Source organism: Hoylesella enoeca JCM 12259 (assembly GCF_000613405.1).
In the GTDB taxonomy this organism is placed as follows: Bacteria; Bacteroidota; Bacteroidia; order Bacteroidales; family Bacteroidaceae; genus Prevotella; species Prevotella enoeca.
In genome coordinates, this window is the sequence record NZ_BAIX01000002.1 from 81,827 (window position 1) to 94,879 (window position 13,053).

A 13,053-nucleotide genomic window follows, 5' to 3' on the forward strand; every position below is an offset into this window, starting at 1 on the left:
TCAATATGCTATATAGCGAACATATCGTAGGCACAAAGTAACATTAAATCAAGTAAGATATCAACAACTTAAATTTATTAACAACTAAAAGATTAAAGTTTTAAATTATGGCAACAACACAAAAAACAGCCAGCCCTGCCAAGAAATCGCAGGGCTTCCAAGGAGTTAGAGCAGCTTTCTGGATCATCGTATTCTGCTTTATCGTCGCAGTGGGTATCTTCAAATTTTTGTTGGGTAATCCCGCAAACTTCGTTAACAACGATCCGACTGGCGCCGTATTAAACGGGAATTTATTAGGTACGATTTATAAAGGTGGTATGGTCGTTCCTATCATCCACACTTTGTTGCTCACCGTGCTCACACTCTCTATCGAGCGTTGGTTGGCTTTGCGCACCGCTTTCGGTACAGGATCTCTGACCAAATTCGTGGCTAACATCAAGGCAGCAGTGAGCGCTAACGACTTCGCCAAGGCTCAACAGCTCTGCGACAAACAGAAAGGTTCTGTGGCAAACGTTGTTACAGCTTCTCTGAACGCTTACAAAGAGATGGAAGCAACGAGTGGCATGAAGAAAGGTCAAAAAGTTTCCAAGATTCAGCAAGCTCATGAAGAAGCAACTCAACTCGAGATGCCGACTTTGCAAATGAATCTTCCGATCATCGCAACCATCGTCACATTGGGTACGCTTACAGGACTTCTTGGTACGGTAACCGGTATGATCAAGTCATTCGCAGCATTGGCAGCTGGTGGTGGAGGTGACTCTCTTGCTCTGTCAACGGGTATTTCTGAGGCCTTGATCAACACCGCATTCGGTATCTTGACATCTTGGTTTGCAGTTATTTCATATAACTTCTTTACCAACAAGATTGATAAGTTGACCTACGCCCTCGATGAGGTTGGTTATTCAATTGCTCAGACATACGAAGCCAATCACGCAGAAGAAGCTTAATTTTTGCTAACCCTCTAAAAATTTATCGCTATGGGTAAAGTAAAAGTTAAGAAACAAACGGTCTGGATCGATATGACACCGATGTCGGACGTGATGGTTCTTTTGCTGACATTCTTTATGTTGACATCAACGTTCGTAAAGAATGAACCAGTGAAAGTCGTGACGCCAGGTTCGGTTTCAGAGATCAAAGTTCCGGAAAAGGACGTGCTGAATATCCTTGTCGACAAGTCTGGCAAGATATTCATGAGTATGGACAACCAAATGCAAATGGCTGATGTACTCTCCAATATGATCAACCAATTCGGTGTATCATTAAACAGCACGCAAATCAAGAAGTTTCAGAAAGATCCGATGTGGGGTGTTCCGATGGATAAACTTTCTGCCTACTTGAATCTCGATGAGAGTCAGATGGCAAATGAAATCAAAAATCAAGGTATCCCTACTGACAGTATCGACGGCAAGAAAAGCGAGTTCCAATTGTGGGTTGAGCAAGCCCGTGATGTGAATCCCGATATCAAACTTGCCATCAAAGCCGATGCAGATACTCCTTATAAAGTGGTAAAGAAGGTGATGTCTGAACTTCAAGATATGAGTGAGAACCGTTACTATCTGATCACTTCATACAAAAAACAGGAGGATTAAAGAATGAAAAAGAAAGAAAGCAAACAAAAGAAGATGGATGTCCGCGTCGACTTTACGCCGATGGTGGATATGATGATGCTTCTGATCACATTCTTTATGCTCTGTACGTCGCTGGCTAAACCGCAGACAATGGAGTTGAGTATGCCGAGTAACGATAAGAACTTGACAGATGAGAATAAATCTGTAACGAAGGAATCTTACACGATCACGATTTACGTAACAGGCAACAATGGTATCTATTACATTGCCGGTATCCCAAAGTATGATGATCCTTCGTGTCTGAAGAAGACCACTTGGGGCAAAGACGGAATTCGAAAAGTCCTCATCACACACGTTACCGAAGACGGAACTCAGCCCGTCCAACAAGTGATGTTGGCGAAAGCCAAACTTGATGAGAAGAAGTTGAAGGATTCCAAATTTCCACAAGAGCAATACGATAAGGAACTTGCCAAGATCAAATCCGGTGACATTGACGGACAGCATATCTCCACAATGACCGTTATTATTAAGGCAACAGACAATTCGAAATATGACAATTTGGTCGATGCTCTTGACGAAATGCAGATTTGCAGCATTGGTAAATACGTGATAGACAAAGTTAAACCCGAAGACAAAGCCCTTCTCCAAAAGGCTGGCGTTAAGGAGTAACTGTGTAAACTATTAAAAGAAGAAAGCTATGTCAAAAATAGATTTGATTTCGAACGATTGGGTCGATTTGATCTTCGAAGGCAAGAACCAAGCTTACGGAGCTTATAAGCTACGTAAAGGGACTTCCAGAAGAAATATCATCTCAATCATTATAGTAGTTGTCGTTGCCCTTCTCGCATTCTCTGTAGTCGCTATTAAGAAGATTGTTGACGCAAATATGGAGAAAGTCGCTTCGACTCAAGTCACAGAATTGTCCAACTTAGACCAGAAGCAAAAGAAAGCAGAGGTCAAGAAACAAATCAAAGTGCAAGAGCCAGAGAAAGTGGTTGAACGCGTCAAGAGTTCTGTTAAGTTTACCGCACCTGTCATTAAGAAAGACAGCGAGGTAAAACCCGAGGACGAAATCAAGACACAAGACCAGCTGATGCAGAACAAAGCTGCTATCGGTTCATTTGATGTCAAAGGTAACGACGATGCTAACGGTGAAGTGCTGAAAGCCAAGGAAGTCATCGCACAACCTGAACCTCCCAAAGTAGAAGAGAATAAAGTCTTCGATATGGTTGAAGAAATGCCGTCATTCCCAGGCGGTCCGGCTGCCTTGATGCAGTTCCTCCAGAGCAATACGCATTATCCGCCGGTGGCTCAGGAGAATGGAGTTCAAGGACGCGTTACCGTCTCCTTCGTTGTCGAAAAAGATGGTTCGATCACCGATGTTCAAGTGGCACGTTCAGCCGATCCTTCTTTGGACAAAGAGGCAATACGTGTTGTCAAGAGCATGCCACGCTGGACTCCGGGCCGTCAAAACGGTTCCACTGTGCGTGTGAAGTTCAATGTACCTGTAACGTTCAAACTTCAGCAATAACTGATTATGAACAAAACAACATCTTACACTATCGTAGGATTAACCCTTCTCACCACTCTTATTGCTTCATGCGGACCGCAGAAGCATAAGGGTGGGAGAACAGATACTTATTCGTCAGGGGTGATTCGTTTCGCCTCTGACGAAAGTTTTAGCCCCATTATTGAAGAAGAGCGCGACGTTTTTGAGAGTATCTACACAAAAGCAAAGGTAAATCCCACATACACGAGCGAATCCGAAGGAATTAATTTGCTACTCAAAGACAGCATCTGTCTAATGATTGCTGCGCGAGACTTCAAACCTAACGAAAAGAAAAACCTGCAAGACCGCAGATTTATGCCACAATCGTTCGCCATTGCCTATGACGGGTTGGCACTGATTGTGAATAAGACAAACACGGATACATGCATCACAGTGAACGACATTGCACGCATCCTGACAGGAAAAGTAAAGAAATGGAGCGATATTTATCCCTCCTCTAAGCGCGGAGACATCGTTCTCGTTTTCGACAACAAAAAGTCAAGCACCGTTCATTTTGCCGAAGACAGCATCCTCCACGGTAATCCCATCACCAGCCCCAATGTCATCGCGACCAACAAAACGGCTGATGTCATCAGTTATGTGGAGAAAAATACCGGTGCCATCGGTATCATCGGCAGTAATTGGTTGAACGATAAACGCGACACAACCAATCTCACATTCAACAAGAATATTCGTTTAATGTCGGTAAGCAAATTACAGAAGCAACGCCCGCCAACAGCTGGAAACCTTACCAATACTATATATATAATGGCAATTATCCGCTCATCCGAACCATTTATTGCCTGCTCAACGACCCCATCAACGGCCTGCCATGGGGCTTTGCCAACTTCATCCGCTCGCCCAAAGGTCAGATGATCGTGATGAAAGCAGGACTTTTACCGGTTGTAGGCAATATCAATATAAGAAACGTTAACGTCACCGAGTAAACAAAACATTTACAACATAGGAACGTTTAAGATCATACAGACTCAGAATTAAAAACAGGGAAAATGATGAGAACAAGAAAATATCTATTAGCAGCAGCGCTGATGATAGGATTCAGCACTGCAATGATGGCACAAGATGTCAAAAGTCAGGTAGACGCTATCACCAAAGTGATAACTGCGAATAAGGCTAACCCGGCTGCGGCAGCAGAACAGGTAAAAGCTTTTTACAAGCAAAACAAAAAGAATACAGAGGCTTTGGTCGGCTTAGGGCGTGCTTACCTCAACATTCAAGACACCGTAAATGCTAAGAAATATGCAGAAGAAGCCATCAAGAGAGACAAGAATTGTGCACCCGGCTATATCCTGTTGGGCGACATCGAAGTTGTGAAAGACAATGGAGGCGCAGCATCGAGTTGGTATTCAAGCGCCATCTATTTCGATCCCAAAAATCCCGAAGGCTATCGCAAATACGCGATGATTTACAGCAAGGTAAGCCCATCAGCATCCGTGGCAAAACTCGAAGAGCTTCGCAAGCAACGTCCAGATTATCCAGTAGACATCATTTCTGCCGAGATCTATGACAAAGCCGGCAATCTCACCAAAGCTTTGGAATACTATAACAAAGTGGACAGAAACAAGATGGAACCGCATCAGTTGACTAACTTTGCACTGGACTACTTCCTCAAAGGCGAATTCGACAAGAGTCTTGAAATCGCGCAATTCGGTAATCAGAAGTTCCCAAGAAATCCTGCCTTGAACCGCATCTCGTTCTTCGACCTCACCAACTTAAAACGCTATCCCGAGGCTTTGAACTATGCCGACAAACTGTTCAATCAGAGCGACTCTACTAAGATCACCGAAAGCGATTACCTCTACTATGGCTATGCTTACCTTGGGAATAAGGAATACGACAAAGCTATCGATATGTTCAATAAGTCGTTGGAAGAAAACAAAGATAATGATGCCGACAAGAGCGACGCCTTGAAAAATATTGCAAATGCCTATAATGAAAAAGGCGATTTTACCAATGCTACGGCTACTTATGATAAATATCTCAAAAGTTTAAAGCAGATTACGGCAGTTGATTACAATACATTGGCTACAATGTATATGGCACAAACCGAGAAACTGACAGGTACAGCCCAGAAGGAAGCGTACGACAAAGCCGACGGAGTATATGCCGAAATGGCCGAAAAGTTCCCGAGTGCAGCCGACTTCGCCACCTACCAGCGTGCTCACATCGGCTTTGCTCTTGATCCAGAGACCAAAACCGGCGCAGCCAAACCCCATTATGAGAAACTGATCGAGATCATCAAAGGACACACCGAGAAAGGTAGTCGCGATGACGAGCGTCTCATCGAAGCCTATCGCTATTTAGGTTATTATTATATGTTGAAAAACGATAATGCCACGGCCAAGAGTTATTGGGAAAAGGTGTTGGAACTCGATCCCGAAAACGCAGCAGCCAAGCAGGCTTTGGGTAAATAAAAGAAGTTCAACAACTATCAAGCAAAGACAGGATGAATCAATCTTCATCCTGTCTTTTTTATTATATAACGTGAGAATACAGAAAAAAGGAGAAAGACTTTCGTCCTCCTTCCCAAAATTAATTCATTTTGTATTGTGAAATATCATCAATTAACCTCCGAACAAAAAACATGATTCAAGAAAGGATAGCTTCACTTCGCACTTGCTTATGGAAGCCACCTTTTTGGGTTTAATTCTTAATAAATTGTAAATAGTAGGGGTACGACGAGTTGCTTTTGTCATTATTGATTCGCCGTAGGCCTACGACGAGCAGTTTTCGTAGTTTTCCATCGATTGTACCCTACACCGAGCCGTTTTCGCAGTTTTCCATCAATCGTACCTCTACGCCGATCCGTTTTTCTCGTTTTTCGATCATCGTAGGCCTACGAAGGCCTCTTTTCGCTGCTTTTCATTGATCGTACCCCTACGATGAGCCGTTTCTCTCGCGTTCGGCCTTTCCCAATGTTGAGACACGCTGATTTTACTTCGCGCATCCATATTCCTCGTGAGAAAAAGGAGCTATCGAAAACATGAACAGACTCATCAGACAGAATATTCCTCAAAAAGCGGATTTCAAAGGAATAACAGAAGCACGCATCAGGCTGGTTATTGAAAAATTAAAAACAACAGCCGAGAAAGAAAAACGGATTTGTCAAGCCAAAAGATATGATTCAAGAAAGAATAGCTTAACTTTGCACTTGCTTATGATAGCCGCCGATTCATTAAATTATGAGAATATTCGTCAAAAAGGAAACGGGTTTAGATACGATTCTCAAAAAGATCGTACCTTTGTCATACGCACGCTTTGCCTGTTGACAAACGAAGGTAAAGTCCTTTTCTCACATTAATCAGTAGGAATAATGAAACAAATCAGTTGCTTTATACCTTATATATATAAGGAACAGGCCGATCAAACCATACGAGCGCTCGAAGCGGAAACCGACGTCCATGATGTGAACAAGGTGAAAGCGAGCCTTTTCCGCACACAAACCATCAAGGAAATTGCGGCTCGCACCGCGGCCGAATACACCCTGATCTACACCAAAGAGACGCCGCTGAGACTGGGATATCTGGCCCTGCGGCGCTTGATCTGCATAGCCGAAGACACGGGTGCAGGCTTGTTGTATGCCGATCACTATCAAGTGAAAGATGGAGAAGAGCTGAAAGCGCCTGTCATTGATTATCAAATGGGATCGCTGCGAGATGATTTCGACTTCGGTTCGGTGCTGCTTTTCAATACGAAAGCGCTCCGGGATAGTGTCGAGAAACTGACCGCCGATTATCAATTTGCCGGTCTTTACGATCTCAGACTGACGCTTAGTCGAAGTCACGAGATCCTGCATGTGAACGAATTTCTATACAGTGAGATCGAGGAAGACTGTCGTCAAAGTGGCGAAAAACAGTTTGACTATGTGGATCCACGCAATCGCGAGCGGCAAATCGAGATGGAACAGGCCTGCACCGAACATCTGAAAGCCGTTAGAGGATGGCTCAAACCCGCGTTTGAAAGCATCGATTTCGGCGCGATTGACTTTCAAACGGAAGCTTCGGTGATCATTCCTGTCCGCAATCGGGCCACTACGATCGAAACGGCTATCCGTTCGGTGTTGTGCCAGAAAACCGCATTTAAGTTTAATCTTATCGTCATCGATAATCATTCTACGGACGGAACGACCGAGATAATCAATCAATTCAAAGATGACAAACGCGTGATCCATCTCATTCCTAAACGCTATGATTTGGGTATCGGTGGCTGTTGGAACCTCGGTGTACAGTCGGCAGCATGCGGGAAATTTGCCATTCAGTTAGACAGCGACGATCTTTATAAGGATGAACACACATTGCAAATCATCGTCGATACCTTTTACAAGCAGCAGTGTGCGATGGTGATCGGAGCGTATCAGATGACAGACTTCGAGTTGAACAGTCTTCCGCCTGGTGTGATCGACCATCGGGAATGGACCGATGAGAATGGTCGCAACAATGCATTGCGCATCAATGGGCTTGGCGCTCCACGCGCTTTCTATACGCCGATACTGCGAAACATTGGGCTCCCCAACACCAGTTATGGAGAAGATTATGCCATGGGGCTTCGTATCTCACGGCAATTCCGAATCGGACGAATATATGATGTGCTTTATCTCTGCCGTCGATGGGGCGGCAATTCGGATGCAGCGCTGAGCATCGAACGGTTGAACGCCAACAATCTGTATAAAGATCGCATCCGCACTTGGGAGCTTCAAGCTCGCATTCGGATGAATCGCAACGCTTCCCAAACCACAAAACGATGAAGCACTCCACACGAAACATGAATCCATGGCTATGGATTCCTACACTGTATTTTGCCGAAGGGATTCCTTATTTCATCGTCAACAACATCTCGGTAACGATGTTCACGCGGATGGGTGTGCCCAATGGAGATATGGCTTTATACACCAGTCTGCTTTACTTGCCATGGACGATCAAGCCGTTATGGAGTCCTTTTGTTGACATTCTGCGCACAAAACGCTGGTGGATATTATCAATGCAAGTGTTGATGAGCGCCGTTTTTATCCTACTTACCCTGTCAATACCCCACCCTTCGACACAAATGATCGGTTCGATGCAGACTCCTGTGAGTTTGTTTACATTCACCTTGATTCTCTTTTTCATCACAGCCTTCGCCTCAGCAACGCACGATATTGCCGCCGATGGTTTCTACATGCTGGCTTTGAATCACCAAGAGCAATCGTTCTTTGTGGGTATTCGTAGCACGTTTTATCGACTTTCGTCGATCTTCGGACAAGGAGTATTGGTGCTGATAGCAGGCCTTTTAGAGACGCATACAGGCAATATCCCACTGGCTTGGACGCTGACCATGGCGATAACAGCGGTGATCTTTGCCCTGATCAGTCTTTATCATATCTTCTTCATACCGCGACCTGCGGAAGATGCAGCACGACTCGGCGAGACGCGTGCACATATCCGCGACATCGTCTCGGAGTTCGGGCGTACCTTTACGACCTACTTTCGGAAGCCCGGTGTGACTATTGCGATTGTTTTTATGCTGCTTTATCGACTACCCGAAGCATTCCTCCTAAAAATGGTCAACCCTTTCCTGCTGGATACAAAAGCGCATGGTGGGCTCGAATTGGCTACCGAAAGCGTGGGAATCGTGTATGGAACGATCGGCGTACTGGCGCTGACCGTTGGCGGAATCATCGGCGGTGTGGCTGCTTCTAAATGGGGATTGAAACGATCCTTATGGCCAATGGCAGCGTGTATGACACTTCCTTGCTTCACCTTTGTATATCTCAGCGTTGCCACTCCGAGCAATTTGGCCATTATCAGCACATGTGTTGCTGTGGAACAGTTTGGTTATGGCTTTGGATTTACAGCTTATATGCTTTATATGATGTACTTTTCCGAAGGTGAATTTAAGACAGCTCATTACGCCATTTGCACCGGTTTCATGGCGCTAAGCATGATGATTCCGGGGATGTTTGCGGGGTATTTGCAAGAGTGGTTGGGTTACTCGCACTTCTTTTGGCTGGTCATCGCCTGTTGCTTGGCCACCGTTGCCGTGACATTGATCGTGAAGGTAGAACCGAATTACGGACGAAAAGAAACATAAATGCGCATGGATCACAACTTCTTAATCGCCGACAGTGGTTCGACCAAGACAGATTGGTGCGTTGTCAGGGCCGGAAAAATGATCCGACGAATCGTCACCAAAGGAATGAATCCGTATTTCCAAACGCCAGAGGAGATGCAGACCGAAATACGGCAAGCCCTACTTCCGTATTTACCCAATGGCAGCTGGCAGGCTGTTTACTTCTACGGTGCAGGATGTACAACACAGAAATGCTCTTCCGTGGCTGCTTCTTTGCAGTGCTGTCTACCTGTAACCGGTGCTATCGAAGTGTATTCCGACTTATGGGGAGCTGCTCGCAGTCTGTGCGGACATCGTCCCGGGATTGCTGCGATACTTGGAACGGGTGCTAATTCATGCTTTTACGATGGTCGGGAAATCACACAGAACACCCCTGCCTTAGGGTTTATCCTCGGCGACGAAGGCAGTGGTGCCTACCTCGGGAAACGCTTGGTGGGCGATATCTTGAAGCATCAGATGACATCAGAGTTGGAAAAACGTTTCTTCAAACAATTTGATCTGACGCAAGAAACGATCATCGAGCGCGTATATCGGGCACCTTTTCCTAACCGGTTTTTAGCCGGACTCAATGTCTTTTTAGAGCAGAACCGCACTGAACCAACGATACACAGCCTGTTGGTCGATGCTTTCCGGGCTTTTCTCCGACGCAATGTGGCTCATACGACTATCGGAATTATTCGGTCAATTGCATCGGGACCATTGCTTCTATTTACCAACCCGAATTAACGGAAGCAGCCGATGAATTGGGCTTTCGCATCGGGACAGTCCATCAGTCACCGATGGAAGGCTTAATCGAGTATCATGCCAGTGAACGAGAAAACGATTAAACGAATGGGCCAAGAGACAAACACAGATGCCATGGAATTCACAAAGATCACCGAGCAGCCTTCGCTTTACAACGATTTGGAACACAAATCAATACATGAAATACTGGAAGACATCAACCGGGAGGATCAAAAAGTGGCCTTGGCAGTGCACGAGGCGATTCCTCAGATCGAGCGACTCGTCGAACAGATCATCCCGAGAATGAAGCGCGGAGGTCGAATCTTCTATCTTGGAGCAGGCACAAGCGGACGATTGGGCGTGCTGGACGCTTCGGAACTCCCACCCACTTTCGGGGTTTCTCCGTCGTTGGTCGTCGGACTGATTGCCGGTGGCGACACGGCGTTGCGCCATGCCGTGGAGCATGCCGAAGACGATCCCGCTCATGGGTGGACTGAACTCACCGCGCAGCACATCGACACCCCCGACACGGTTATCGGCATTGCGGCTTCGGGAACCACCCCTTACGTCGTGGGCGCTTTGCATGAAGCCCGCAAACATGGCATTCTGACTGCCTGTATCACCAGCAATCCCCATTCGCCGATGGCAGCAGAATCGGATATAGCGATTGAAATGATCGTAGGACCGGAATATGTAACGGGTAGCTCGCGCATGAAATCGGGAACGGGGCAAAAGATGATCTTGAATATGATCAGCACCTCGGTGATGATCAAGTTGGGCCGCGTCAAAGGCAACAGAATGGTGAATATGCAACTTAGCAACCAGAAACTCATAGACAGAGGGACACGGATGCTCGTCGAGATGTTGGGCTTGGACTATGACAAGGCCCTATCACTCCTCCTTCTTCACGGCTCTGTCGAACAGGTGTTAGAATCCTATCAGAAGTGAGCGACCCCTTAACTGCGACCGATCATCCATGCCATGGCTACCAACATCGTCGAGTAACCGTAAGTTATAGGGATTTTCCTACCTTCATTTAGGGATAACAAGCGGTTGGTCAAACATTCTTTTCTCTATTTTTGTGCAGTCATTCTAAAAATAAAAGCAACATGAACAAGGCTATGGCATTCATCATTGGAGCAGCATTCACCTTGAGCAGCTGTGACACTTACACCGGGTCCGGCGTTATTATCGGAGCTCAATCGGCTCTATCCTCGGCTCGGCTATCGGCGGAATCAGCGGCGGGTCGTATGGTTCAGACATCGGTGAAGTTGTGGGCATGGCCGGCGGCGCTGTCGTCGGAGGTGCCGTCGGTGCGCAGGCCGATCAAAGAGCACAGGAACCTTACGAGCAACGTCAACAGCGACAAAGTCAGCGTGAAGCGTATGATGCAGGCTATCAAGACGGTTACGAACAGGGCACGCGGCAGAACGGCATGAGCAACGAGTCGTCGAAGAATTGCGATGGAAGCGGATTCGACGTCAACAATGGTGGCGACGATCGCATCTACGACTTCAACGGTCCTGAATATACCGGTTCTTACAGCGCCCAACAGGCCACGACAGCGGCCCCGGACACCATTGCGGCTTCTCGTTTGCAACCGGCTATCAAGTTGGGGAAACCGGTGGAAGTGCGCAACGCCCGCTTCGTTGACGATAACCAAGACCGCGTGATCAACCGCGGCGAACTCTGCAAAGTGATTTTCGAGGTATATAACCGCACCGGCCAACCGCTCTACGACATTCAGCCCACCGTGAGAGAAGTTTCCGGCAATCGCCATATACTGATCTCACCGAGCATTCACATCGAGAAGATCCTCCCCGGCAAAGGCATCCGCTATACGGCATTGGTCAAAGCCGACAATCGTTTGAAAGATGGCCATGCAAGATTTGTGTCTCTGTGTTGCAAGGCAACGGCAAGACAATTTCATCTGTGAGTGAATTCAACATCCCCACCCGACGTTGAGAACCAATTCTTCATTGAGAATTGAGCATTGAGAAGGGAGAAACAGATATGCGCATTGTTGAGAATCGAACATAAAGAATAGAGAAACAGATGGATATATTTGGCATGTTCGATGAAAAGTAGTAACTTTGCAGCACTTTTCGGCGTAATCGCTGACAGGAAGAAGTGTGGCCTGGTCATGTTGCGTCGGAATGATAAACAATTTAATGATCAAGCAAATGGATTTAATTAAAGTTGCTGAAGAAGCATTTGCAACCGGCAAACAGCATCCCGAATTTAAGGCAGGCGACACCGTGACCGTCGCTTATAAGATTGTCGAGGGATCGAAAGAGCGTATCCAGCTCTACCGTGGTGTCGTCATCCGTATTTCCGGACATGGAGACAAAAAGCGATTCACCGTTCGTAAAATGTCGGGAACCATCGGCGTGGAGCGTATCTTCCCGTTGGAATCACCCAACATCGACTCTATCGAGGTGAACAAGCACGGTAAAGTGCGTCGTGCTAAACTCTATTACCTGCGTAAGCTCACCGGTAAGAAAGCACGCATCAAGGAGAAGAGAGTCATTACCGAAAAGGCTTAACGTCCTTGGAAGGAACGAAGGACGAGGGAGGAGACTCCACTGCTTGTCCTTGCCGGTCCTGCAAAAGACATAAAAAGAGGTTCAACCACTCTGGTTGGACCTCTTTTTTTATTCCATCGTTCTCTGTGCGTGCATACATACAAGTCGCATTCCTGTTGGGGATGGCAACAGTGACCATGACGAGGATTAGATATCCCCTTTTCATCCCACTAAACACCTGCGATCACTCGTCTCTCGATTCATAATTCGCCTGACCGTCGTCTTCGCCGTGAAGAGCATCCTGGAAGTCTGCCCAACTCTGGAAACCCACAAAGAGCGCGATCTTGTCCAGCACCTCTTTGGAGGGTTTGCCTGTTCCGCGAAGATACTCCCAGGTTCGTTTCAGCCCCATTGCATTCAGGTGAATATGATGCTTGGAAAACAAGGCGGATAACTTTTCGAAATCGGAAGTCAGTCCGATCCGCTTACCCACTTTCTGCTCCACGGCTGCGAGTAGTTGCGTTAAATCTCCTTTCATAACCTACTGACCATTCTTAAAAAA

The 13,053-nt window shown here is 46.4% G+C and carries 10 protein-coding genes and 4 pseudogenes; 13 read left to right on the plus strand and 1 reads right to left on the minus strand.

The window, feature by feature from the left end:
* Nucleotides 1–107 precede the first annotated feature (107 nt).
* The 13 genes and pseudogenes from JCM12259_RS01115 (at nucleotide 108) to rplS (ending at nucleotide 12,512) form a co-directional block, all read left to right on the plus strand.
* Nucleotides 108–947 (plus strand): MotA/TolQ/ExbB proton channel family protein, encoded by an 840-nt coding sequence (locus JCM12259_RS01115; RefSeq protein WP_025065101.1) that lies wholly within the window; start codon nucleotides 108–110, stop codon nucleotides 945–947.
* Between the two features lie 30 nt (nucleotides 948–977).
* Nucleotides 978–1,589 carry an ExbD/TolR family protein gene (locus JCM12259_RS01120; RefSeq protein WP_025065102.1) on the plus strand — a complete coding sequence of 204 codons (612 nt, stop codon included), beginning with the start codon at nucleotides 978–980 and terminating at the stop codon, nucleotides 1,587–1,589.
* A 3-nt stretch (nucleotides 1,590–1,592) separates the two neighbouring features.
* Entirely contained in the window at nucleotides 1,593–2,237 is a 645-nt protein-coding gene (locus tag JCM12259_RS01125; RefSeq protein ID WP_025065103.1) for an ExbD/TolR family protein, read from the plus strand.
* A 28-nt stretch (nucleotides 2,238–2,265) separates the two neighbouring features.
* Complete coding sequence (locus JCM12259_RS01130; protein ID WP_025065104.1) at nucleotides 2,266–3,099, plus strand: energy transducer TonB; 834 nt, start codon at nucleotides 2,266–2,268, stop codon at nucleotides 3,097–3,099.
* 6 nt (nucleotides 3,100–3,105) lie between these two features.
* A pseudogene (locus JCM12259_RS13080) lies at nucleotides 3,106–4,064 on the plus strand (PstS family phosphate ABC transporter substrate-binding protein).
* 66 nt (nucleotides 4,065–4,130) lie between these two features.
* Nucleotides 4,131–5,552: a tetratricopeptide repeat protein gene (locus JCM12259_RS01140; RefSeq protein ID WP_025065105.1), complete on the plus strand. Its 1,422-nt coding sequence runs from the start codon at nucleotides 4,131–4,133 to the stop codon at nucleotides 5,550–5,552.
* Between the two features lie 521 nt (nucleotides 5,553–6,073).
* Nucleotides 6,074–6,281: pseudogene (locus JCM12259_RS17800) on the plus strand (IS30 family transposase); the annotation flags it as partial.
* A gap of 170 nt (nucleotides 6,282–6,451) precedes the next feature.
* Nucleotides 6,452–7,882 (plus strand): glycosyltransferase family 2 protein, encoded by a 1,431-nt coding sequence (locus JCM12259_RS01150; protein WP_025065107.1) that lies wholly within the window; start codon nucleotides 6,452–6,454, stop codon nucleotides 7,880–7,882.
* Nucleotides 7,879–9,204 (plus strand): MFS transporter, encoded by a 1,326-nt coding sequence (locus tag JCM12259_RS01155; protein WP_025065108.1) that lies wholly within the window; start codon nucleotides 7,879–7,881, stop codon nucleotides 9,202–9,204. Before JCM12259_RS01150 ends, JCM12259_RS01155 begins: the two co-directional genes overlap by 4 nt.
* Before the next feature lie 6 nt (nucleotides 9,205–9,210).
* Nucleotides 9,211–10,070: pseudogene (locus tag JCM12259_RS13085) on the plus strand (ATPase).
* A gap of 31 nt (nucleotides 10,071–10,101) precedes the next feature.
* Nucleotides 10,102–10,914, plus strand: coding sequence for an N-acetylmuramic acid 6-phosphate etherase (gene murQ, locus JCM12259_RS01165; protein ID WP_025065109.1), 813 nt, complete (start codon nucleotides 10,102–10,104; stop codon nucleotides 10,912–10,914).
* A 161-nt stretch (nucleotides 10,915–11,075) separates the two neighbouring features.
* Nucleotides 11,076–11,931 (plus strand): annotated as a pseudogene (locus tag JCM12259_RS13090) (hypothetical protein).
* A 218-nt stretch (nucleotides 11,932–12,149) separates the two neighbouring features.
* Nucleotides 12,150–12,512, plus strand: coding sequence for a 50S ribosomal protein L19 (rplS, locus tag JCM12259_RS01175; RefSeq protein ID WP_025065110.1), 363 nt, complete (start codon nucleotides 12,150–12,152; stop codon nucleotides 12,510–12,512).
* Between the two features lie 223 nt (nucleotides 12,513–12,735).
* On the opposite strand, the gene JCM12259_RS01180 is transcribed toward rplS, so the two are convergent.
* Nucleotides 12,736–13,029, minus strand: coding sequence for a hypothetical protein (locus JCM12259_RS01180; protein ID WP_025065111.1), 294 nt, complete (start codon nucleotides 13,027–13,029; stop codon nucleotides 12,736–12,738).
* Between the last annotated feature and the right edge of the window lie 24 nt (nucleotides 13,030–13,053).

What these genes read in the sequence shown, in the direction of transcription:
- JCM12259_RS01115 (WP_025065101.1), top strand. Translation starts at nt 108, where the DNA reads ATGGCAACAACACAAAAAACAGCCAGCCCTGCCAAGAAATCGCAGGGC.
- JCM12259_RS01120 (WP_025065102.1), top strand. Translation starts at nt 978, where the DNA reads ATGGGTAAAGTAAAAGTTAAGAAACAAACGGTCTGGATCGATATGACA.
- JCM12259_RS01125 (WP_025065103.1), top strand. Translation starts at nt 1,593, where the DNA reads ATGAAAAAGAAAGAAAGCAAACAAAAGAAGATGGATGTCCGCGTCGAC.
- JCM12259_RS01130 (WP_025065104.1), top strand. Translation starts at nt 2,266, where the DNA reads ATGTCAAAAATAGATTTGATTTCGAACGATTGGGTCGATTTGATCTTC.
- JCM12259_RS01140 (WP_025065105.1), top strand. Translation starts at nt 4,131, where the DNA reads ATGAGAACAAGAAAATATCTATTAGCAGCAGCGCTGATGATAGGATTC.
- JCM12259_RS01150 (WP_025065107.1), top strand. Translation starts at nt 6,452, where the DNA reads ATGAAACAAATCAGTTGCTTTATACCTTATATATATAAGGAACAGGCC.
- JCM12259_RS01155 (WP_025065108.1), top strand. Translation starts at nt 7,879, where the DNA reads ATGAAGCACTCCACACGAAACATGAATCCATGGCTATGGATTCCTACA.
- murQ (WP_025065109.1), top strand. Translation starts at nt 10,102, where the DNA reads ATGGAATTCACAAAGATCACCGAGCAGCCTTCGCTTTACAACGATTTG.
- rplS (WP_025065110.1), top strand. Translation starts at nt 12,150, where the DNA reads ATGGATTTAATTAAAGTTGCTGAAGAAGCATTTGCAACCGGCAAACAG.
- JCM12259_RS01180 (WP_025065111.1), bottom strand. Translation starts at nt 13,029, where the DNA reads ATGAAAGGAGATTTAACGCAACTACTCGCAGCCGTGGAGCAGAAAGTG.